Genomic DNA, 21,974 nt, shown 5'->3' with positions numbered 1-21,974 from the left:
ATGCAGCGCCCGCCCGGAGGCGTCCGGCTCCCGCGCCGCCGCCGTCCCGCGCACCTCAGCCGCCGCGGACTGCCAGCCGCTTCCGGGCGTCCGCGCATCCCGCGTCGGTCATGCTGGAGGACCCGTCCCCGACACCGGCAGGAGTTCCGCGTGGGTGCATCCGTGATCGTCGACGTCATCGTCGTGCTGAGCCTCATCGGCGCGCTCGTCGACGGTCTGCGGCGCGGTCTGCTCCGGACCCTCGGCGGTCTCGCCGGGATCGTCGCGGGCGCGATCGGCGCCTCGTTCGCCGTGCCCGCCGTCTCGTCGTGGGCGGCCGGCAGCGAGTGGCGCCTGCTCGCCGTGATCGGCACCGCCGTGCTGCTGCTGGGCGTCGGCTACGCGATCGGAGCGACGCTCGGCGCGGTCATCGGCCGCGGAGCCGACCGGGTGAAGCTCGGCCTGCTCGACCGGCTCGCGGGCGGCGTCGCCGGCGTCGCGATCTCCGGCCTGGTCTGGATCGCCGTCACCTCGGCCGTCTCCCTCCTCGGCGTCCCCCTCGTCACGACCTCGGTCGCCGGCTCGACGGTCATCCGCACGATCGACGACCTCACCCCCTCCCCCGTCCGCGCCTTCCTCGCCCAGCTGCAGTCGACCGTGGTCGACGAGGGCACGTCCTGGGTCGTCGAGGCGCTCGACGCTCCGACCCAGGCGCCCGCGATCCCGGACGTCTCGACCGACGACCCGGAGGTCGCCGCCGCCACCCGCTCGGTCGTGCGCGTCTCCGGCACGGCCTGGGCCTGCGACGTCGGAGTGACGGGCAGCGGCTTCGTCGTCTCGGACGACCGCGTCATCACCAACGCGCACGTGGTCGGCGGAGTCTCGCAGCCGGTCGTCGAGGCGCCGGGCGAGGCCCCGCGCACCGGCCGCGTCGTCTACCTGGACCCGGCCGCCGACCTCGCCGTGATCGCCGTCGACGGGCTCGACGCGTCTCCGCTCCCGCTCGACGACGCCGTCGCCGCCGGGGACGACGCCGTGGTCGCGGGCTACCCCTTCGGCGGCCCGCTGACCCTCGGCTCGGCCGAGATCTCCTCCGACGCCACGGTCTCGCTGATGGTCGACGGAGCACCGACCTCACGGGAGGTGCTGACCCTCGCCGCCGTCGTCAACCAGGGCAACTCGGGCGGCCCGCTGCTCTCTCTCGAGGGCACCGTGTCGGGCGTCGTCTTCGGCAAGGCCGCCTCCGTCGACAACGTCGGCTACGCCATCCCGCTCTCGGTCCTCACTCCCGTGGTCGAGCAGGCCGCCTCGCTGACGGACGCCGTCGATCCGGGGGCCTGCCGCTCGAAGTGAGCGGTCACGGCAGCGGTCCGTCGACCAGCACGAGGGTGAGGTCGTCGAGCCGCACCGTCTCGGGCCGCGCCGACTCGAGGTAGGCGGACACGCGCGGATCGACGGGGAAGCGCGCCGACCGCTCGATCGCGATGGCGACGATCCCTGCGGACGACGGATCGGTCGTCACCCGGTCGCCGATGTAGGGCACGTAAACGCCCGAGGACATGCCCTGCGCGAGGACCAGGCCGCCGTCGAGGCCGCGCTCGCGCAGCACGTCGGCCACCCGCGCGATCCCGGTCGGCCGCTCCTGGGCGATCCCCGCCGAGGTGGCGATCGCGATCACGAGGGAGGCGGCCAGCAGCACCGCGCCGGCGCCGCGGGCGAGGGGTGCGGGCAGCACGATCCCGCCGCGCAGTGCCTCCGCGATGCCGATGCCCGCCAGCGCGCAGAGGAGCCACGCCCACGCCGCGTAGTAGTGCGGCAGCGCGACCGAGCTGATCGCCAGGTGGAACACGAGGAGGAGCAGCGTCGCGGCGCCCAGGTAGAGCACCAGCGCGCGGCGCCGCGGAGCGAGCAGGGCCAGCAGGGTCCCGAGGAGCAGCACGGCGAGCGCCGCCGGCCCGATGCCGACGACCATGAACCAGAGGTTCGCCCACCACGGAGGGAAGACGTACGCGGTCCCGGCGACCTCGATCAGGTGGCCGTCGGCGTTGTGCTCGGACTGGAACTCGAGCAGGTACCGGACCGCCTCGACCGGGTGCACCGGCAGGTAGGCGAGCACCCCGGTGACGACGAACGCGACGGAGAGGGCGAGGCCGCCCCGCAGAGCCCGGGCCCTGCTCCCCGACCACAGCAGCGGCAGCAGGAGCACGGGCGCGAGGACCGCGGTGGTCAGCTTCGAGGTGACCGACAGCGCCAGCAGCGCACCGGCCAGTGCGATCAGCCAGCCGCTCCGCCTGTCCGGGGAGGCGCGCGACCAGGTCCACGCCGCCGCCATCGCCGCGACGGCGAAGAGCACCATGAACGGCTCCAGGAGCGCGAGGCGGTCGATCCGGGTGCCGGCTCCCACGGCGGTGCGCGGGAGGAGGAGGAACAGGCCGGCCGGGACGAGCGCGAGCGTCGGGCCGAGCTCGCGCCGGAACCAGAGCCAGAGCACCACCCCGGTGAGGAACGCGGCCGCGCCGGCGGCGATCCTGCCCGCGAGCAGCCCCTCGCCGAGCAGCACCTGCGCGAGCCCGATCAGGTACTTCGCCGTCGGCGGATGCTCGAGGTTCGCGCTCACGTCGCCGTGCAGGTAGTCCCACCCCGCGGCGAGGTACACGGGCTCGTCCGACGAGATGTTCGCCGCTCCGAGGTTCCCGAAGCACTGGTAGAGCCCCCACAGCACGGTCCCGATCAGAGCCGCCCGCTTCACCCGCCCGATCCTAGGCGCCGCTGCCCGCACCGCTCCACCGGAGGGCCCGGGCCCCGGCGACCGCGGCGGGTAGGATCGACCCGCATCCCGTCCCCCTCCCCTGGAGCCTCCAGCACATGGCAGACAGCCGCACCGCCGTTCCCGACACCACTGCGAACGCGGAGGCGACGCCCGAGCGGGAGCAGCCCTACGCGGCCCTCGGACTCAAGCCCGACGAGTACGCGAGCATCCGCAAGATTCTCGGCCGCCGCCCCACGAGCGGCGAGCTCGCGATGTACTCGGTGATGTGGAGCGAGCACTGCTCCTACAAGTCGTCGAAGATGTACCTCCGCCAGTTCGGGCAGAAGGTCTCCCCCGCCATGAAGAAGAACCTCATGGTCGGCATGGGCGAGAACGCCGGAGTGGTCGACGTCGGCGAGGGCTGGGCCGTCACCTTCAAGATCGAGAGCCACAACCACCCGAGCTACATCGAGCCCTTCCAGGGTGCGGCGACGGGGGTCGGCGGCATCGTCCGCGACATCATCTCGATGGGCGCCCGGCCGGTCGCGGTCATGGACGCGCTGCGCTTCGGGGCGATCGACGACCCCGACACCGCGCGCGTGGTGCACGGCGTCGTGGCCGGCATCTCCTTCTACGGCAACTGCCTCGGCCTGCCGAACATCGGCGGCGAGACCTACTTCGACTCCGTCTACCAGGGCAACCCGCTCGTCAACGCGCTGGCCGTCGGCGTCCTCCGCCACGAGGACCTGCACCTCGCGAACGCCCGCGGCGTCGGCAACAAGGTCGTGCTCTTCGGGGCGCGCACCGGAGGCGACGGCATCGGCGGCGCGTCGATCCTCGCCTCCGACACCTTCGCCGACGGCGGACCGACCAAGCGTCCCGCGGTGCAGGTCGGCGACCCGTTCGCCGAGAAGGTGCTCATCGAGTGCTGCCTCGAGCTGTTCCGCAAGGACCTCGTCGAGGGCATCCAGGACCTGGGCGCCGCGGGCATCTCGTGCGCCACCTCGGAGCTGGCCTCCAACGGAGACGGCGGCATGTTCATCGAGCTCGACTCGGTGCTGCTGCGCGACCCCTCGCTCACGGCGGAGGAGATCCTCATGTCGGAGTCGCAGGAGCGGATGATGGCCGTCGTCACGCCCGAGAAGCTCGACGCGTTCCTCGAGGTCGTCGGCAAGTGGGACGTCGAGACCAGCGTGCTCGGCGAGGTCACCGACTCCGGCCGCCTCATCATCAACTGGCACGGCGAGGAGATCGTCAACGTCGACCCGCGCACCGTCGCGGTCGACGGCCCGGTCTACGAGCGCCCGATCGAGTACCCCTCCTGGCTCGACGCGCTGCAGGCCGACTCCTCCTCCCGCCTGCCCCGCTCGACCGGCGGCGACGCGCTGCGCGCCGAGACCCTGGCGCTCCTGGGCTCGGCGAACCTCGCCGACAAGAGCTGGATCACCTCGCAGTACGACCGCTACGTGCTCGGCAACACCGCGCTCAGCTACCCCGACGACGGCGGCATGGTCCGCGTCGACGAGGAGTCGGGCCTCGGCTTCGCGGTCGCGACCGACGCGAACGGGCGCTGGTGCCAGCTCGACCCGGCACAGGGCGCCCGCCTGGCGCTGGCGGAGGCGTTCCGCAATGTCGCCGTCACCGGAGCGACCCCGGTCGCCGTCTCGGACTGCCTCAACTTCGGCAGCCCCGAGAACCCCGAGGTGATGTGGCAGTTCCGCGAGGCCGTGGGCGCGCTCGCCGACGCCTGCCTCGAGCTCGAGATCCCCGTCACCGGCGGCAACGTCTCGTTCTACAACCAGACCGGCGACGTGCCGATCTTCCCGACCCCGGTCGTCGGCGTCCTCGGCGTGATCGACGACGTCGCGCGCCGCATCCCCTCCGGCTGGCAGGACGAGGGCGACAACCTCTACCTCCTCGGCACCACCCGCGACGAGCTCGACGGCTCCGCGTGGGCCGGCACCATCCACGACCACCTCGGCGGGCTGCCCCCGCAGCTCGACCTGGCCGCCGAGCGCGCGCTGGCTGAGCTGATCTCGGCGGGCGCGAAGGAGTCGCTCATCGCCTCCGCCCACGACCTCGCCGACGGCGGGCTCGTGGTGGCGCTGGCCGAGTCGGCGCTGCGCTTCGGCGTCGGGGCGCGCATCTGGCTCGACGAGCTGATGGAGCGCGACGGCGTCGACGCGACGGCCGCGCTGTTCTCGGAGTCGACCGGCCGCGTGCTCGTGTCGGTGCCGCGCGAGGACGACGTGAAGTTCCGCGGGCTCTGCGAGGGCCGGGGCTACCCGGTGCTGCGCATCGGCGTGACCGACGCGGCGACCCCCGCGGTCGAGGTGCAGGGCCTCTTCATGCTGCCGCTGGACGAGCTGCGCTCGGTGAACGGCGCCGTGCTGCCGCGCCACTTCGGCTGAGCCTCCGGGCGATCCGAATCCCGCAGGAGTCGCGGTGGTCGAGCTGGACCACCGCGACTCCTGCGGTACCGGCTCCGCTCCGGAGTTCCGTGATTACGGAATGTTTGCAATAGTGGAGGCATGACCTCCTCCCGAGACCTCGCCGGCGAGGTCGACGAGCTCCGAGCGCGGCTGGACCGCCTCGAGCGCGCCGACACCCCCGCCGCGCCCGCCGCCGACGATCCGCTCTGGGCCCTGACCGCTCTCCGCGAGCGCCTGCCCTCTCCCGGCGGAGTCGTCTTCGCCGGCTCGGTCGCCACTCCGGCCGGCCCCGTCGAGTGGCAGTACGGCCTCAGCACCGACGCGTTCTTCGAGCGCGACTGGGGAGCGAGCCCCGGGCCGACCGCGCTCGCCGCGCTGGGCAGCCCCGTGCGTCTGCGGTTCCTGCAGGCGGTGGCCGGCGGAGTCGAGACCGTCGCGCAGCTCGCCGAGAGCGAGGGCGCGGGCACCACCGGGCAGATCTACCACCACGTCAACCAGCTGGTCGCCGCCGGCTGGCTGGAGGCGCGCGGCCGCGGTCGCTACGGCGTCCCGCCGGAGCGCCTCGTCCCCCTGCTCGTGATCCTGCTCGCCTCCGGAGGACCCCGATGACCCGCCGCCGCCTCGCTCTCGCCGCCGCCTCCGCCGCGGCCGTCGTCCTGCTCGGCGGAGTGCTGCTCCGTCCCTCCGCTCCCACCCTCTCGACCGAGGCGACGGGCGACGCCGAGATCGCCGGGTGGCTCCGGACCGACGTCGGGGACGGGGCGCGGAACCACCTCGTCGCCGCCGTGATCACGCCCGACGGCGTGCGCTACGGCGGACTCGGAGCCGACGAGCGGACCGAGGTCGAGATCGGATCGGTCACGAAGACGATGACCGCGCTCCTCCTCGCCCGGAGCGCCGCCGAGGGGACGGTCGGGCTCGAGGACCCCGGTCCCGAGCACGCCGACGTCGGCGGCTTCACCGGGACGCTCGAGGAGCTGGCGACCCACCGCTCCGGCCTGCCGCGCCTCCCCACCGGTGTCGGCGACCTCGCCTCGACGCTCGTCGCCCAGCTGCGCGGCACGGACCCCTACGCGGGCTGGTCGGCCGACGACGTCCTCCGGCAGGCCGCAGAGGCGGACCAGGGCGAGCACGTGCACGCCTACTCGAACCTCGGTGCGGCGGTGCTGGGCCAGACGCTCGCCCGCGCCGAGGGCCGCGACTACGCCGACCTCCTCCGCGAGCGCGTCCTCGATCCGCTCGGGATGACCGCGACCTCCGTCCCGGAGACCGCGGACGCCCTCCCCGCCGACGCGCCGACCGGCTTCTCGGCGAGCGGGCGGTCCGTCGATGCGTGGACGATGGCGGGCTAGGCGCCGGCGGGCGGCGTCCGCTCCACGGCGGCGGACATGGCCCGCTACGCACAGGCCCTCCTCACCGACGACCCCGCGCTGGGGGTGTCCGCGGCGAGCGTCCTGGATCCCCGGTTCGACGCCGACGGGGCGCGGATCGGCCTCGGCTGGTTCACCTCGGAGTCGGAGGACGGCGGATCCGTCACCTGGCACAACGGAGGGACCTCCGGCTACTCGACGATGCTCGCGATGGACCGGGAGCGCGGCGTGGCCGTGTTCGTCAACGGGGACACGGCGAGCTCGGTCGACGAGCTCGGCCTGCGCCTGCTGGAGCGCGCCGGGGAGGAGTCGTGATGATCGCCTCGATCCTCGTCCTGCTCGTCGTCGCGTTCACCGTCGGCCGCTTCGCCCTGGGGAGCGTCCCCCGGCGCCGGGCGGCCGGGCTCCTCGACCGCGACCGCGTCCGGACGCTCGCCCGCGGCGTCGAGGCCGTCGCCGTGCTGCTGCTCGGGCGGGCGCTCGTCGACTGGTCGGCGCTGACGCTGCTCCCCTGGGCCGCGCTGGTGGCTCTCACCGCGGCCGGGGCGGCCGGCGCCGTGCTGCGCTGGGGCGGGCTGCCGTGGTTCGAGGATCCGGCGCGCCGCCGCTCGCGGACGACCGGGCTCGCCGCGACCGTCGCCGTGTCGGCGGTCCTGATCGGCGTCCTGGGCTGAGTGCCGCGCACGTGCCGTCGGATCCGCGCCTTCCGCGGTGGTCGCGTGCTGCTGCGAGGCGGGAGGAGTGGCGGCGGGCGTCGGCGGCGTCAGCCGGTCTGCGCGGGGAGGTCGTCGGGCTCGGCGTTGTCGAGGACGCGGCCGTTCTGGTCGCCGACGCTCAGGACGGTCGCCGGGCGGAGGTTGAGGGTGTCGCCGCCGTAGAGGCTGTCGATGTCGACGCCGTCGCGGCGCACCGAGTTCAGCGCGGAGAGGTAGTCGGAGCTGATGCAGAACCGGTCCGCGATCCGCTCGCTGATGTCGCCCGCTGCCACCAGGTAGGAGGCCGGGGCGCCGTCGGAGGCGGTGCTCGCCGTCCCGGTCGCGCCGACGCGGGTGCCGCGGTCGCGCACGCGCTCGAGGTCGACGCCGTCGAGCGTCCCCTCGTCGAGCGCCTGGACGACGCACTCGCCCGAGACGTCCTCGACGGGTGCGGGAGTGGTCGAGACGCTCGGCACCGGCCGCGGCGTGGACTCGGCTCCGGCGGCGGGCGGTGCGGTCGAGGCGGTCGAGGCGGTCGGCTCGGCGGGTGCGGCGGCGGGGCTCGTCGCCTCCGCCGTGCAGCCGGCGAGCAGGACCACGGCGGAGAGGGCGATCACGAGGCGCTGCGTCGTCCGGACCATTCCGCGACTCTAACCCGGCACCCGGGCGGCCGGGCGCCACCGCGCCCAGCGGGCTGCGGGCGATCCGGTCGAGGCCGCTGGACCCGGCCGACGCGGAGGCCCGAGGCGGGGCGTGGGGTGGCCCCTGGACGGCGCGCCCCCGATTGACCTCCCCCGTCGATCGCACCCATGCCGAGCACCTGTTGGACACGCGGCCCGAACCGGAGTCGACTGGGACCATGCAGTACACGCACCTCGGTCGCACCGGCCTGTCCGTCTCCCGCACCGTCCTCGGCACCATGAACTTCGGCATGCAGACCGAGGAGTCCGACTCGTTCGCGATCATGGACCGCGCGCACGAGCTCGGCGTCAACTTCTTCGACACCGCCAACGTCTACGGAGGCGAGGCCGGCCGCGGCGCCACCGAGGAGATCGTGGGCCGCTGGTTCGCGCAGGGCGGCGAGCGCCGCGAGCGCACCGTCCTCGCGACCAAGGTCTTCGGCGACATGGGCGAGTTCGCCGCTCCCGGAGCCGAGCGCGGCCGCGACTCCTGGCCCAACGGCGGCCGCCTCTCGGCGCTCACCCTGCGCCGCGCGCTCGACGAGAGCCTCCGCCGCCTGCAGACGGACCACATCGACCTCTACCAGTTCCACCACGTCGACCGGACGACTCCCTGGGACGAGATCTGGCAGGCGATGGAGGTCGCCGTCCAGCAGGGCAAGGTCCTCTACGTCGGCTCCAGCAACTTCGCCGGCTGGCACCTCGCCCAGGCGCAGGAGGCGGCGCGCGCCCGCCACTTCACCGGCCTCGCCTCCGAGCAGTCGATCTACAACCTGCTCGTCCGCGACGTCGAGCGCGAGGTCCTGCCCGCCGCGCTGCACTACGGGCTCGGCGTCATCCCCTGGTCGCCGCTGCAGGGCGGGCTGCTGGGCGGCGTCCTCGAGAAGACCGCGGAGGGCGGGCGCCGCTCCTCCGAGCGCACCCTCGCCGCGATCGAGGAGCACCGTCCCGCGCTGGAGCAGTGGGAGGCGTTCGCCCGCGAGCGCGGCGAGGCGCCCGGCGAGCTGGCGCTGGCGTGGCTCCTCCACCAGCCCGCCGTCACCGGTCCGATCACCGGGCCGCGGACGCTCGAGCAGCTCGAGAGCGCCGTCGCCGCCGTCGACATCACCCTCGACGCCGAGGCCCTCGCGCGCCTCGACGAGATCTTCCCCGGCCACCGGACAGCCCCCGAGGACTACGCCTGGTGACCACCCACCCCACTGCGAAGGAGCATTCATGAAGCAGCGCACTCTCGGCGACCTCCAGGTCGGCGCGATCGGACTCGGCGGCATGCCGATGTCGATCGAGGGCCGCCCGGACCGCGAGCGCTCGATCGCCACGATCCACGCCGCCCTCGACGCCGGCGTGACCCTGATCGACACGGCCGACGCCTACCACCTCGCCGCCCAGGACGACCTCGGTCACAACGAGCTGCTGATCGCGGAGGCGCTGCGCAGCTACGGCGGCGACACCTCCGCCGTGCTCGTCGCCACCAAGGGCGGCCACCTGCGGCGCGAGCCCGGCCCCTGGGACCAGGACGGCCGCCCCGAGTACCTCAAGGAGGCGGCCCGCGCGTCCGCGAAGCGCCTCGGCGTCGACGCGATCGGCCTCTACCAGTACCACCGGCCCGACCCGGCGGTCCCCTACGCCGACTCGATCGGAGCGCTGGCCGAGCTGCTCGACGAGGGCGTCGTCCTCCGCGCGGGAATCTCGAACGCCGACCCGGACCAGATCCGCGAGGCGCACGGCATCCTCGGCGAGCGCCTGGTCTCGGTGCAGAACCAGTTCTCGCCGTCGTTCCGCTCCAGCGAGCCGGAGCTCGAGCTCTGCGCCGAGCTCGGACTGGCGTTCCTGCCGTGGAGCCCGCTCGGCGGCATCTCCTCGGCGGGCGAGCTCGGCTCGCGCTACTCCGCGTTCGCGGCGGTCGCCGAGGCCCGCGGCGTGACGCCGCAGGTCGTCTGCCTCGCCTGGGAACTGGCGAAGGCCCCGGTCGTGCTGCCGATCCCGGGCGCCTCCCGCCCCGAGAGCATCCGCGACTCCGCCACGGCGGCCGACCTGGAGCTCACGCCCGAGGAGTTGGCCTCGCTCGACTGAGCCCGTTCATGACGGAGGAGGGATCCGGTCGAGGCACCGGTCCGACGCGGATCGCGGGATCTCGGCGCTGGTCCCTCCTCCGTTGCGAGCGCGTTCCGACTCAGACCGCGTCCTGCAGCGGCTGCGGGAGGGCCGAGACGAACGCGCGGGCCGCGGCGCTCGGCCGTTCCGGCACCGCCACCATCGTCCGCCACACCAGGAGCGGATCGGCGAGGGCCACCGCCCGCAGCCCGGCCGGGCGCTTCTCGGCGAAGTGCGCCGGCACGACCGCGATCCCCATGCCGTACTCGACCAGGTCGAGCAGCGTGTGCACGTCGTTCACCTCGAGCTCGACCTCGAACGCGAGGCCGTGCGCCGCGAACGCCCGCGCCGCGAGGTGACTCGCCGCCCAGTGCTCCTGCAGCCCCACGATCGTCTCGCCCGCCAGGTCCGGGATGCGGCAGCCGACGCGGCTCGCGAGCGGGTGACCCGGGCGCACGAGCACCGCGAAGCCCTCGCTCGCCAGCGGCATCGTCCGCACGCCGCCCGGCACGGCTCCGATGTCGGCGACCAGCGCCAGGTCGAGGCGGCCGGCGGCGACGGAGTCGAGCAGCGTGCCGGACCCCTCGTGGATCAGCCGGAGCGCGACTCCCGGGTGCTGCTCGCGGAAGGTCGCGAGCTCGCGCGGCAGGTGCACGCCGCCGAGGCACTCCTCCGTGCCGACCGCCAGGCTCCCGCGGAGCACCCCCTGCACGGCGAGCACCGCGTCGCGGGCGGCGAGCGCGCTGGCGACCGAGCGCTCCGACTCCGCGAGCATCGCCCGGCCGGCCGGCGTCAGCTCGACCCGGCGCGTGCTGCGGGTGAAGAGGGGGCTGCCCAGCTCGCTCTCGAGCGCACGGATCGACGCCGAGAGGCCCGACTGCGAGATCTGCAGGGCGCTCGCGGCGCGGGTGAAGTGCTGCTCCTTCGCGACGGCGAGGAAGTGTTCGAGCTGACGCAGTTCCATGGGTCCATCCTCGTCGCGCGGGCGGGGGAGCGGGGACCGGACCAGACACTCTCCAGCGGCCGCTCGGCCGCCGGGTGCGGACTCGGCCGGCGGGTACGGCGGCCGCCGTCGCGAGAGCCGGCCCGGCTCAGGCGTCGGCGGACGAGATCGCGAGGACGATCGCCGTCAGCGTCGCCCGCAGGCGCTCGAGCGACTCGGGCTCCGACTCGTCCTCGAGGATCGACTGCTTGACCGCGTCGTCGTAGCCCGCCACCAGCAGGCGCACGGCCGTCGTCGGCTCGAGGGAGAAGTCGCGGCGCACCTGGCGCAGCGCCCCGTGCACGATCTGCACGAGCGAGGCGTCGAAGCCGGCGCGGAAGTCGCGGTACTGCGGAGCGATCCGCGGGTCGCGCAGCGCGAGCAGCTCGAACTCCGACTCGACCACGCACCAGCGGCGGTTGTCGGTGGCAGGACCCTGGAGGAAGTCAAGGATGACCACGGCCAGCGTCTCGGCCGTCAGCGGCTCGTCGGCCGAGACGACGCGCGGGATCGTACGGTCCATCTGCTCGACGAGGGCGGTCACCCGGGCGCCGTTCTCCCGCTCCATGAGCGCGAAGAACAGCTCCTCCTTGGTGGAGAAGTTGGAGTAGAAGGCGCCGCGCGAGAACCCGGCGCGCTCGCAGATCTGCTCGACGGACGCGCTGTGCACGCCGGTCTCGGCGAAGACGTCGTAGGCCGCGTCGAGCAGGCGCTCGCGGGTGCGGCCTCGGCGGGAGGTCTCGGGAGGGGTGGAGTCGATCGCCGTCATCACCAGCCTCCTGCCCGCCCTGTCAACACCTTCGACGCCGTTCACCTTATCCGATACATTCACGTATCGAATACGGTCCTGTATCGGATACGCTCGTGTATCGGAGCCCGGCTCCGCCCTGGTACAGAGACGTATCGCCATCCTCCCCACCCATCGTCAGGAGACCGCGTGTCGTCGCTGCTCTACCGTCTCGGTCGTCGCGTGTACCGCGCCCACCGCCTCGTCGCCGTCCTGTGGCTGCTGATCGTGGTGGCGGGCGGAGGAGGAGCGCTGCTGCTCAACCAGGGCACCGACAACACGTTCTCCATCCCGGGCACGCAGTCGCAGACCGCCCTCGACCAGCTCGAGCGCACCTTCCCCCAGGTCAGCGGCACGTCCGCGCGGTACGTGGTCGTCGCGCCCGACGGGGGCAGCGTCCAGGACGCCGACGTGAAGGGCCCCGTCAGCGACGCGGTCGCCGCGCTCGGCGACGTCGACGAGGTCGCAGCCGTCACGGACCCCTACTCCGACAGCGTGTCCGGCACGATCTCCGACGCCGGGAACGCCCTCGTCATCACCGCCCAGATGGACGGCTCCGCCACCACCACGAGCCCCGAGAGCCGCGACGCGCTGAAGGCCGAGGCGACGACCCTCCAGGACGCGCTGCCCGCCGGCTCCGTGGTCTCGCTCGGCGGCGACCTCTTCGCCCAGAACCTCCCCGGCGTGACCATCACGGAGGCGATCGGCCTCGTGGTCGCCCTCGTCGTCCTCGTGCTCACCTTCGGCTCGTTCCTGGCCGCCGGCATGCCGCTGATCACCGCACTGCTCGGCGTCGCCCTCTCGATGTCGGCCATCTTCATCGCCACCCGCTTCGCCTCGATCTCCTCGACCACGCCGCTCCTGGCGCTGATGCTGGGCCTGGCGGTCGGCATCGACTACGCCCTCTTCATCATCAGCCGCCACCAGGACCAGCTGAAGCAGGGCATGGACCCGGAGGAGTCGACCGCGCGGGCGACCGCGACCGCGGGCTCCGCCGTCGTCTTCGCGGGCCTGACCGTGATCATCGCGCTCGTCGGCCTCTCGGTCGCGGGCATCCCGTTCCTCACCACGATGGGCGTCGCAGCGGCGGGCGGAGTCGCGATCGCCGTGGTCATCGCGCTCACCCTGACCCCCGCCCTCCTCGGCTTCGCCGGCGCGCGGCTGCGCCCGAAGGAGCGCCGCGCGAAGAAGAAGGCCGCGAAGGCCGCCGCCGCCGCGGGCACCCACGTCGACACCGAGGCGCACGAGGAGGCGGCGACCGCCTCCCCCGGCGGCCACGTGCACGCCGAGGTCCCGCGCGGGTTCTTCCGCGGCTGGGTCCGGGTCGTCACGCGCTTCCCGATCGTGACGATCATCGCGGTGATCGGCGTGCTCGGCGTCGCGAGCATCCCGGCGCTCAGCCTCCGCCTCGCCCTGCCGGACGCCGGCTACCAGGCCGAGGGCACTCCCGCGCGCACCACCTACGACCTGCTCGCCGAGAACTTCGGCGCCGGCTACAACGGCCCGCTCATCGTCACCGGCACGATCATCGGCTCGACCGATCCGCTCGGCCTGATGGACGACCTCAAGGGCGAGATCGAGAAGCTCGACGGAGTCGCCTCGGTGCCGCTCGCGACGCCCAACGAGACCGCCGACACCGGCATCATCCAGGTCATCCCCGAGGGCGGCCCCGACTCCGAGGCCACCAAGGCGCTGGTCGCCGAGATCCGCGACAAGCACGACGACTTCCAGCAGGAGTACGGCGTCGACCTCGCGGTGACCGGCCAGACCGCGGTCGGGATCGACATCTCGGACACTCTCGCCAAGGCCCTGCTGCCGTTCGGCCTGCTCGTCGTGGGCCTGTCGCTGGTGCTGCTGACGATGGTGTTCCGCTCGCTCTGGGTGCCGATCAAGGCGACGCTGGGCTACCTGCTGTCGGTCGGTGCGTCCTTCGGCGCCGTGGCGGCGGTGTTCGAGTGGGGATGGTTCTCGGACGCTCTGCACGTCGACAAGACGGGCCCGATCATCAGCTTCATGCCGATCATCCTGATGGGCGTGCTCTTCGGCCTCGCGATGGACTACGAGGTGTTCCTGGTCTCGCGGATGCGCGAGGACTACGTGCACGGGAGGCCGGCGCGCGCCGCTGTCGAGTCGGGCTTCGTCGGCTCGGCCAAGGTGGTCACGGCCGCCGCGGTCATCATGTTCTCGGTCTTCGCCGCCTTCGTGCCGGAGGGGGACACCAACATCAAGCCGATCGCGCTCGGGCTCGCCGTGGGCGTCTTCGTCGACGCGTTCATCGTGCGGATGACGCTGGTGCCCGCCGTGCTGCACCTGCTCGGCGACCGCGCCTGGCACATGCCGCGCTGGCTCGACCGCGTCCTCCCGTCCTTCGACGTCGAGGGCGAGGGCCTCACGAAGGAGCTCGCGCTGGCCGACTGGCCGGAGCCCGGATCCACGGACGTGATCGCGGCCGAGGACCTCCGCCTCGACGGACCCGACGGACCCGTCTACAGCGGCGTCTCGCTGCGGGTCGCTCCCGGCTCCTCCCTCGTGGTCCACGGGCCGCACCGCTCCGGCCGCACCGCGCTGCTGCTGAGCATCGCCGGTCGGCTCGCCCCCGACTCCGGGCGCCTGAAGGTCGCGGGCCTGGTCGTGCCGATCCGCTCCGCCGCCGTGCGCGGCCGGGTCGGGCTGGTGCGCCTCGCCGGAGCCGCCGACCCCGTCGCCGACGTCCGGTCGGCCCTGGAGTCGGCTCCGCCGATCCTGGTGCTCGACGACCTCGACACGGTCACCGACCCGCAGCTGCGTGGCGCGATCCGGGCCGAGCTCGACGCCGCCCGCGCCGCCGACGACGCGTTCACCGTGGTCGCCTCCTCCGTCGACGCCGAGGCGCTCGACGACCTCCTCCCCTCCGACCGCGGCGTGCTCGCGGTCTCGCCCGCGGCCGAGCGCCGCGCGATCGCAAAGGTCCTCTGACAGATGGCTCTCCTCTCCCTCGAACGCCCCCGCGGCGTCAAGAAGGTGTCCTGGCTGACCCTTCTCGGGATCGTCCTGGTCCCCCTCGTCATCGGCGGCCTCCTGGTGTGGGCGCTGTGGAACCCGACCGAGCGACTCGACACGATCACGGCCGCCGTGGTCAACGAGGACACCCCGGTCGAGATCAACGGGCAGACCGTGCCGCTCGGGCGCCAGCTCGCGGCCGGCCTGGTGACGGGCGGCACCGACTCCGCGAGCTCGGACGCCCCCTCCTCCACCCCCTCGGCGAGCGCGACGCCGTCCGCGAGCACGACCCCGGTGCCCAACGTCTCCGGCTCGGACTCGACGGGCAACTTCACCTGGGTCCTCACGGACAAGGACGACGCCGCGAAGGGCCTCGCCGACGGCAGCTACGCGACCGTCGTGACGATCCCCTCCTCCTTCTCCGCCGCCGCCACCTCGTACGCGGGCGACGCCGCGGAGGCGACGAAGGCGACCATCGACATCGCCACCAGCGAAAAGGCCAAGCTCGTCGACGACGCCATCTCGGCCACGGTGACCAGCACCGCCACCTCGCTGCTCAACACGCAGCTGACCACGGCCTACCTCGAGAACGTCTACGTCGGCTTCAACACCCTCAACGAGCAGATCGGCCAGGCGGCCGAGGGCGCGGGCACGCTCGCCGACGGCGCCGACCAGCTCGGCACCGGCGCCTCCACCCTCGCCGACGGCACCAGCAGCCTCGCCGACGGGATCGACGAGCTCGCCACCGGCGCCTCCTCGCTCTCGGACGGCGTCGGGCAGATCGGCACCGGAGCCTCGTCCCTCGCCGACGGCGTGGGACAGCTGGGCACCGGAGCCTCCGACCTCTCCGGCGGAGTCGCGCAGCTGGCCACCGGTGCGCGCGGCCTCTCCGGCGGAGTGGGACAGCTCGCGACGGGCGCCCGCGACTCGGCGACCGGAGCGACCGCGCTGCAGGGCGGAGCCTCCGACCTGGCCGACGGGCTCGACCAGCTGAGGGAGGGAGTGGTGAGGACCGGCGACGGGACCCAGCAGGTCGCCGCCCTCAGCGCCGGCGCCGCCGCCGCCACTGCGGGGACCTTCGAGGCGCTCAGCGCCGCGCTCGAGGGCTGCGAGACGACGCAGTGCCTCGCCGCGCGCGCCGTCATCGCCTCGGCGGACGGACCCACCGGCGCGACCACCCTCGCCACGACGACCGCGGGAGCCGTCGCCGGGATCGACGCGGGCATCCGCCTCGGCGGCGACGGGCAGCCCTCGCTGATCGACGCGGTCGGGCAGTCCGCCACCGGCGCCCGCACTCTCTCGGGGGGCATCGGACAGCTGTCCGGCGGCCTGACGCAGCTCGCCGACGGCGCGGACGACGCCGCGGGCGGAGCGTCCCAGCTCGCCGACGGCCTCGACACCACGGCGGCCGGGTCGGCGCAGCTCGCGACCGGCGCCACCACCGCCGCGGCCGGCGCCCGCGACCTCGCGACCGGCGCGACCACGGCCGCGGGCGGCGCCGCCGACCTCGCGACGGGAGCCTCCTCCGCCGCCGACGGAGCCGACCAGCTCGCCGACGGCGCGAGCGGGGTCTCGGACGGCGCCGTGCAGCTCGCCGACGGCACCCGCACGCTCGCCACCGGCCTCGACGCTGCGGTCGCGCAGCTCCCGACCTACACCGAGTCGGAGTCGACGAACCTCGCCGACGTCGTCTCGGACCCGGTCGAGAACGCGAGCAGCGCGACCGACCTGTTCGGAGCCTCCAGCGTCCCGTTCTTCGCGACGATCGCCCTCTGGCTCGGCGCCCTCGCGACGTTCCTGGTGCTCGCCGCGTTCTCGCACCGCGCGCTCTCCTCGACCCGCTCCTCCGCCGCGCTCGCCCTCTCCTCCTACGTGCCGGCGCTCGTGATCGGCGTGGTGCAGGGACTCGCGGTCGCGATCGTGATGAGCGGGGTCGCGGGCCTGGAGCCGGGCCGCTGGGTCGGCTTCGCCCTCCTGGCGATGCTCACCGGCGCCTCGTTCGCCGCGGTGAACCAGGGGCTGGTCGCCCTGCTCGGAGGGATCGGCCGCTTCCTCGCGATGGTCGCGGCGGTGATCGCGCTCGGCGCGGGCATCATCTCGACGGTCCCCGGGCTGTTCGACGACGTGCTCGGGTTCCTGCCGCTCTCGGCGGCGCAGAACGCGCTGTCCGGAGTGGTCGAGGGCACCGACGGAACGGCCGGCGCCGTCGTCGGCCTGGTGATCTGGCTGCTGTTCGGCCTGCTGCTCACCGTCGCCGCGATCGCCCGTCGCCGGGTCGTCTCGGTCCGCGCCCTGCACCGCACCGCGGAGGCGTAGGCCGCGCCTCGCGCCACTCCTCCCCCGAACCGGGGACGGGTGGCGCGAGGATCGCGCCACCGCCGCGCCTCTCCGGGTGACCGGCCCCGGCCGGGGCTAGCCTGACGCGATGGAGTCGGAACCGATGGCGATCCGGACGCGACGGGTGTACGGCCCATCGGTCCTGCGGCGCCTCCGCGCCCTCCTCCTGCGGCTCCTCGGCGCCGGCCTCGCGGCCGTGCTCATCCCGTTCGCCGTCCTCGCGGACCGCCGCGGGGTCCTCGACGAGTCGGTGCTCGCGCTCGGGCTCCTCGCCCTCACCGTCGTCATCGGACTGGCCTCGGCGGTCTCGCTCTTCGTCGTCTCCCCCACCCGAGTGATGACGACCGAGACGCAGGTCGTGCTGATGCGCGGCCGCCGCCGCCGCGAGCAGTGGCCCCGCCGGTCGGTCCGCTTCCTCGAGTCCGCCGACGGCGACGGCTTCGTCGCCTGGTGCCGCGGCGACGGAGTCGAGGTCCGCTGCGCGCATTTCCGCCCGGAGGACCTCGCCGCCCTGCTCGCCGACCTCGGCGCCGCCGCCCGCGTCCGCGACGCCCTGCCGCCCGCTCTGGCCGGGCCCGCCTCGGCCGTCCGCTTCCGGCCGCACCGCGCTCCGCTCCAGCGCCGGGCGGTCGCCCTGGTCGTCGTCGCCACGGAGGCGTTCGCCGCCGGCGTCCTGGCCGTCGCCCTCGCGGGATCCCCGTCGGGCGACCGCGCGCAGATCGCGCTGGGGGCGGTCGTCGTGGCGCTCTCCCTCCCGCTCGGGCTGGTCGCCGCGCGGCTGGCGCTGCGGCCCGGACTGCCGGGCTCGATCGTGGTGTCGGAGTCGGCCATCCAGATCGACGGGCTGATCTTCCCGCTCGAGGCCCTGCGCTCGGTCATCGCCTCGAGCCCGACGGGGAGCCGGAGCCTCCGCCTGACCCTCACCGAGACGAACGGCCGCATCACGGAGGTCCCCCTCGGGCTGCGGGTGCCGACGCTGCGGCGCGACCAGCTCTTCCCCGACTATCCGCTGCTGCTCGGCGTGCTGCGCGAGCGCACAGCGGGGCTGCTGCGGATCGAGGGCTGAGGCTCAGTCCTCGGCGCCGTCGGCGATGCGCTGGTGGTGGTGGATGACCTCGGCGACGATGAACCCGAGGAACTTCTCGGCGAACGCCGGGTCGAGGTGCGACTCCTCGGCGAGCGCCCGCAGCCGCGCGATCTGGCACGCCTCGCGCTCGAGGTCCGCGGCGGGCAGCCCGTGCGCGGCCTTCAGCCGGCCGACCTTCTGCGTGAACTTGAAGCGCTCGGCGAGCAGGTGGATCAGCGCCGCGTCGATGTTGTCGATGCTCTGACGGATCTGCACGAGCTCGGCCCGCGCCAGGGACTCCTCGTGCGACGGCTCCTCGTGCGACAGCTCCTCGGTCATGCCCCGACCCTAACGGACCGCCCCCGGACACGACGACGGCCCCTGCCCGGAGTCCGGGAGGGGCCGTCGAGACGGCCCGGTCAGTCGACCAGGTTGATCTGCACGGGGATGTTGCCGCGGGTGGCGTTGGAGTACGGGCAGAGCTGGTGCGCCGCATCGGCCACCTTCTGCGCGTCCTCGGAGCTCGCCTTCGGCACGTAGACGTCGAGCTCGACCGAGAGGCCGAAGCCGTCGGAGTCGTTCTTCCCGATCGAGACGCTGGCCGAGACGGCCGCGTCGGTCGTGTCGATCTTCAGCTGGCGACCGGCTCCGTGCAGGGCGCTGAGGAAGCAGGCGGAGTAGCCGGCCGCGAACAACTGCTCGGGGTTGGTCCCCTCGCCGGAGCCGCCGAGCTCCTGCGGGGCGCGGGTGTCGAGGTCGAGACGGTCGTCCTCGGTGCGGACGTGGCCGTCGCGTCCTCCACCGGAGGCGTGGGCGATGGCGGTGTAGAGAGCATCCATCCCCCCATCCCACCACTCGGCCGCCGTGAGTCGGGTGAACGCGGGATGCACGTCCGTGCGTTCTCCCGGGAATCCCCCTCGGGAACGCTCCGGGGAGCGTCAAGCCCCTCCCCCTCGGCGCCCTCCGGGTGTGCGGTGGAGGGACACCGACCCCGACCGGCGCGAGCCGGAGAACGGACACGAGCATGCGAGCACTCACCTGGCAGGGCACCGAGAAGGTCTCGGTCGAGACCGTCCCCGACCCCCGCATCCAGCAGCCGACCGACGCGATCGTCCGGATCACCTCGACCGCGATCTGCGGCTCCGACCTGCACCTCTACCGCCTCCTCGGGCCCTACATCGACCGCGGGGACGTGCTCGGCCACGAGCCGATGGGCGTCGTCGAGGAGGTGGGCTCCGGAGTCACCACCCTGAAGCCCGGCGACCGCGTCGTCGTGCCCTTCACCATCGCCTGCGGCGAGTGCTTCATGTGCCGCCGAGGGCTGCAGTCGCAGTGCGAGACGACGCAGGTCACCGAGTACGGCTCGGGAGCGGCGCTCTTCGGCTACACGAAGATGTACGGCCAGGTCCCCGGAGGGCAGGCCGAGCTGCTCCGCGTGCCGCTGGCCGACTACAACACGATCGTCGTCGGCACGGACCTGCCGGACGAGCGCTACCTCTTCCTCAGCGACATCGTGCCCACCGCCTGGCAGGGCGTGGAGTACGCGCAGGTGCCCGAAGGCGGGACCCTGGTCGTCTTCGGACTCGGCCCGGTCGGCCAGTTCGCGGCGCGGATCGGCGCCCACCGCGGCTACCGCGTCCTCGCCGTGGAGCCCGTCGCCGAGCGGCGCGCGATGGCCGAGCGGTACGGCGTGGAGACGTTCGACCTGTCCGACGACATCGCCGCGCAGCTGCGCGACCTCACGGACGGGCGCGGCCCCGACTCCGTCGTCGACGCGGTCGGCATGGAGGCGCACGGCTCGCCGGTCGGCTCGTTCGCTCAGTCGATGGCGGGGCTCCTGCCCGACCCGATCGCCCGCAAGGCGATGGACACGGTCGGCGTCGACCGCCTCGCCGCGGTCCACGCGTCCCTCGACCTGGTGCGCCGCGGCGGCACCGTGTCGCTGAGCGGGGTCTACGGCGGAGAGGCCGACCCGATGCCGCTGAAGTCGATGTTCGACAAGCAGGTGACGGTGCGGATGGGACAGTGCAACGTGAAGCGCTGGATCGACGACCTGCTGCCGCTGGTGGAGGACTCCTCCGATCCGCTCGGCGTGATGGACCTCGTGACCCACCGGGCGCCGCTCGAGGACGCTCCGGCCCTCTACGAGACCTTCCAGAAGAAGGAGGACGGCTGCATCAAGGTCGTCCTGCACCCCTAGCCGGGGAACAGCGAAGGCGGCGCCCCCCGAGGGGAGCGCCGCCTTCGCGGTACTGCCGAGACCTACTTGAAGACGTCCTTGACGTCCTCGCCGGCCTGCTTGGCCGAGGCCGCGGCCTGGTCCTTCTGGCCTTCGGCCTTCAGGCTGTCGTCGTTCTTGTGGTCGCCCAGGGCTTCCTTCGCCTTGCCGGCGATGTCCTGAGCGGCGTTCTTGATCTTGTCATCGAGCCCCATGGTGGTGCCTCCTTCGCTGATCGTTGGCACGACCGTAGGACCGGGAACTGCCCGCTTCCTGGGAGCGGGAAGGGGCTTGCCCGGGCGCCCGCTGGACTGCGATGATTCGCGCCCTCGACCGGTGCCGGCCGGTCGAGGGCGCGGGATCAGGTCGCCGGGGTGGCGGACTCGGACGGAGCGGACTGCGAGGGCGCGTTCGTGGGCGTCTGCGACGATCCGTCGTCGGCGCTGGTGGGCACCGCGCTCCCCGACTGGTACGGCGTCTGGGCGTCGCCGGTGCAGCCAGCCAGCAGGCCGATCGTCAGGGCGGAGGCGCCGAGCGCCCCGAGGACCCGTGCGGCGCTCACTTGCCCGTCACCGCGTCCTTGACGGCCCCACTGCCTTCTCGACGATGTTCGGCTTCGGGTCGGTGCCGTAGAGGCGCTCGTCCGGCTGCGTGGGCGGGGGCATCGGGACGTTGCCGCCGGGCTCCGCGACGCGGTAGCTGAACTCTCCCTTGCCGTCCGGGGTCGGGCCCGAGGCCCAGCTGCCCTCGGAGGCCGCTGCTCCGTCCGAGAAGTTGATGTACTCGTACGACACGGAGCGCTCCTCCTTCGAGATCGGGAAGTTCGAGGGCACGGGCAGGTCCTCCCGGCCCTCCGCGCGCAGCTCGGCGGCCGCCGCGATCCACTGGTTCTGGTGCATGGTGTCGCGGGCCAGGAGGAACGACAGGAGGTCGCGCACGCCGTGGTCGTCGGTCATGTGGTAGAGCCGGGCGACCTGGAGCCGGCCCTGCATCTCCGCGTTCGCGTTGGCGGTGAAGTCGGCCAGCAGGTTGCCGCTGGCGGTGATGTAGGAGCCCTGCCACGGGTTGCCCATGCTGTCGACGGGGCGCGCGCCGGCGCCGGCCACGATGGCGTGCTGCACGTCGGAGCCGCCGATGACCGCCGCGAGCACGGGGTCCTTCTTCATCGCGTCCTCGGACTGCTCGACCGGGGCCTTCTCGAGCAGCTGGGCGATCATCACGGCGATCATCTCGACGTGGCCGAACTCCTCGGCGCCGATGCCGAAGAGCAGGTCCCGGTACTTGCCCGGGTCGTGGGCGTTCCAGGCCTGGAAGCCGTACTGCATCGCCACGGTGATCTCGCCGTACTGGCCGCCGAGCACCTCCTGGAAGCGGCGGGCGAAGACCGCGTCGGGCTTCGAGGGCGTGGACGTGAATTGGAGTTCCTGACGGTGGAAGAACATGACTGGTTGCCTTTCCGGGGTAGCCGGGCGGATCCGGGTGCGGACGTCCGATGTCTGTCCTCTCGACGGTAAGGAGCCCTGTTCGCGGGTCAGAAGGGGCTTGACGCGGTGGCGGAGCAGTCGGTCCACGGGCTCTCGGGCCCCGCCCTCGTGGGCGCGGGATG

The 21,974-nt window shown here is 73.4% G+C and carries 19 protein-coding genes and 1 pseudogene; 11 read left to right on the top strand and 9 right to left on the bottom strand.

Annotated elements, in window-relative coordinates; translation table 11 throughout:
* Positions 1-150: 150 nt before the first annotated feature.
* Positions 151-1,332, top strand: a complete 1,182-nt coding sequence (locus C5D04_RS06360; RefSeq protein WP_258060556.1) for a MarP family serine protease — start codon at positions 151-153, stop codon at positions 1,330-1,332.
* Positions 1,333-1,336: 4 nt separating this feature from the next.
* On the opposite strand, the gene C5D04_RS06355 is transcribed toward C5D04_RS06360, so the two are convergent.
* Positions 1,337-2,728 (bottom strand): glycosyltransferase family 39 protein, encoded by a 1,392-nt coding sequence (locus C5D04_RS06355; RefSeq protein ID WP_181134433.1) that lies wholly within the window; start codon positions 2,726-2,728, stop codon positions 1,337-1,339.
* Between the two features lie 116 nt (positions 2,729-2,844).
* On the opposite strand from C5D04_RS06355, the gene purL reads away from it, so the two are divergent.
* The 4 genes and pseudogenes from purL to C5D04_RS06330 all read left to right on the top strand — a co-directional run bounded on the left by purL (position 2,845) and on the right by C5D04_RS06330 (position 7,204).
* Positions 2,845-5,139, top strand: coding sequence for a phosphoribosylformylglycinamidine synthase subunit PurL (gene purL, locus C5D04_RS06350; protein WP_104347423.1), 2,295 nt, complete (start codon positions 2,845-2,847; stop codon positions 5,137-5,139).
* A 120-nt stretch (positions 5,140-5,259) separates the two neighbouring features.
* A complete protein-coding gene (locus tag C5D04_RS06345; RefSeq protein WP_104222749.1) occupies positions 5,260-5,769 on the top strand; it encodes a helix-turn-helix transcriptional regulator in 510 nt (169 codons plus the stop codon).
* Positions 5,766-6,845 (top strand): annotated as a pseudogene (locus tag C5D04_RS06340) (serine hydrolase domain-containing protein). The gene C5D04_RS06345 and the pseudogene C5D04_RS06340 overlap by 4 nt, the downstream one beginning before the upstream one ends.
* Positions 6,845-7,204 carry a hypothetical protein gene (locus tag C5D04_RS06330; RefSeq protein ID WP_104225688.1) on the top strand — a complete coding sequence of 120 codons (360 nt, stop codon included), beginning with the start codon at positions 6,845-6,847 and terminating at the stop codon, positions 7,202-7,204. The pseudogene C5D04_RS06340 and the gene C5D04_RS06330 overlap by 1 nt, the downstream one beginning before the upstream one ends.
* 89 nt (positions 7,205-7,293) lie before the next feature.
* On the opposite strand, the gene C5D04_RS06325 is transcribed toward C5D04_RS06330, so the two are convergent.
* A complete protein-coding gene (locus C5D04_RS06325) occupies positions 7,294-7,866 on the bottom strand; it encodes a hypothetical protein (RefSeq protein ID WP_104258059.1) in 573 nt (190 codons plus the stop codon).
* 218 nt (positions 7,867-8,084) lie between these two features.
* Between C5D04_RS06325 and C5D04_RS06320 the strand changes: the two genes are divergently transcribed.
* Together C5D04_RS06320 and C5D04_RS06315 are read left to right on the top strand one after the other, a co-directional pair.
* A complete protein-coding gene (locus C5D04_RS06320) occupies positions 8,085-9,092 on the top strand; it encodes an aldo/keto reductase (protein ID WP_104222753.1) in 1,008 nt (335 codons plus the stop codon).
* A 28-nt stretch (positions 9,093-9,120) separates the two neighbouring features.
* On the top strand, positions 9,121-9,978 hold the full coding sequence (locus C5D04_RS06315) for an aldo/keto reductase (RefSeq protein ID WP_104347420.1): 858 nt from the start codon (positions 9,121-9,123) through the stop codon (positions 9,976-9,978).
* Positions 9,979-10,078: 100 nt separating this feature from the next.
* Here the strand turns inward: C5D04_RS06315 and C5D04_RS06310 are convergent, their stop codons facing one another.
* Together C5D04_RS06310 and C5D04_RS06305 are read right to left on the bottom strand one after the other, a co-directional pair.
* Complete coding sequence (locus tag C5D04_RS06310; RefSeq protein WP_104222755.1) at positions 10,079-10,963, bottom strand: LysR family transcriptional regulator; 885 nt, start codon at positions 10,961-10,963, stop codon at positions 10,079-10,081.
* Positions 10,964-11,090: 127 nt separating this feature from the next.
* The gene (locus C5D04_RS06305; protein ID WP_104247472.1) at positions 11,091-11,750 is read right to left on the bottom strand and encodes a TetR/AcrR family transcriptional regulator; all 660 of its coding nucleotides are present in this window, start codon (positions 11,748-11,750) and stop codon (positions 11,091-11,093) included.
* Positions 11,751-11,918: 168 nt separating this feature from the next.
* Between C5D04_RS06305 and C5D04_RS06300 the strand changes: the two genes are divergently transcribed.
* From C5D04_RS06300 to C5D04_RS06290, 3 genes are all read left to right on the top strand, one after another.
* Complete coding sequence (locus C5D04_RS06300; protein ID WP_104347418.1) at positions 11,919-14,723, top strand: MMPL family transporter; 2,805 nt, start codon at positions 11,919-11,921, stop codon at positions 14,721-14,723.
* Positions 14,724-14,726: 3 nt separating this feature from the next.
* Positions 14,727-17,063, top strand: a complete 2,337-nt coding sequence (locus C5D04_RS06295) for a YhgE/Pip domain-containing protein (RefSeq protein ID WP_104347417.1) — start codon at positions 14,727-14,729, stop codon at positions 17,061-17,063.
* 109 nt (positions 17,064-17,172) lie between these two features.
* Positions 17,173-18,150 carry a hypothetical protein gene (locus C5D04_RS06290; protein WP_146087843.1) on the top strand — a complete coding sequence of 326 codons (978 nt, stop codon included), beginning with the start codon at positions 17,173-17,175 and terminating at the stop codon, positions 18,148-18,150.
* A gap of 3 nt (positions 18,151-18,153) precedes the next feature.
* Here C5D04_RS06290 and C5D04_RS06285 read toward each other — a convergent pair whose 3' ends face one another.
* Together C5D04_RS06285 and C5D04_RS06280 are read right to left on the bottom strand one after the other, a co-directional pair.
* On the bottom strand, positions 18,154-18,489 hold the full coding sequence (locus C5D04_RS06285; protein WP_104347415.1) for a chorismate mutase: 336 nt from the start codon (positions 18,487-18,489) through the stop codon (positions 18,154-18,156).
* 80 nt (positions 18,490-18,569) lie between these two features.
* Positions 18,570-18,989, bottom strand: a complete 420-nt coding sequence (locus C5D04_RS06280) for an organic hydroperoxide resistance protein (RefSeq protein WP_104222761.1) — start codon at positions 18,987-18,989, stop codon at positions 18,570-18,572.
* Positions 18,990-19,174: 185 nt separating this feature from the next.
* Between C5D04_RS06280 and C5D04_RS06275 the strand changes: the two genes are divergently transcribed.
* Positions 19,175-20,350, top strand: a complete 1,176-nt coding sequence (locus tag C5D04_RS06275; protein WP_104347414.1) for a zinc-dependent alcohol dehydrogenase — start codon at positions 19,175-19,177, stop codon at positions 20,348-20,350.
* A gap of 62 nt (positions 20,351-20,412) precedes the next feature.
* Here the strand turns inward: C5D04_RS06275 and C5D04_RS06270 are convergent, their stop codons facing one another.
* The 3 genes from C5D04_RS06270 to C5D04_RS06260 all read right to left on the bottom strand — a co-directional run bounded on the left by C5D04_RS06270 (position 20,413) and on the right by C5D04_RS06260 (position 21,810).
* Positions 20,413-20,583, bottom strand: a complete 171-nt coding sequence (locus tag C5D04_RS06270) for a CsbD family protein (RefSeq protein ID WP_104347413.1) — start codon at positions 20,581-20,583, stop codon at positions 20,413-20,415.
* A 146-nt stretch (positions 20,584-20,729) separates the two neighbouring features.
* Positions 20,730-20,930, bottom strand: a complete 201-nt coding sequence (locus C5D04_RS06265) for a hypothetical protein (RefSeq protein WP_104222764.1) — start codon at positions 20,928-20,930, stop codon at positions 20,730-20,732.
* 7 nt (positions 20,931-20,937) lie between these two features.
* On the bottom strand, positions 20,938-21,810 hold the full coding sequence (locus C5D04_RS06260) for a manganese catalase family protein (RefSeq protein ID WP_104347412.1): 873 nt from the start codon (positions 21,808-21,810) through the stop codon (positions 20,938-20,940).
* Positions 21,811-21,974: the final 164 nt, after the last annotated feature.

Source organism: Rathayibacter sp. AY1D2 (genome assembly GCF_002932695.1).
In the GTDB taxonomy this organism is placed as follows: Bacteria; Actinomycetota; Actinomycetes; order Actinomycetales; family Microbacteriaceae; genus Rathayibacter.
Note: the sequence above shows the minus strand (reverse complement) of the source record. Positions and strands in the feature narration are given on the sequence as shown.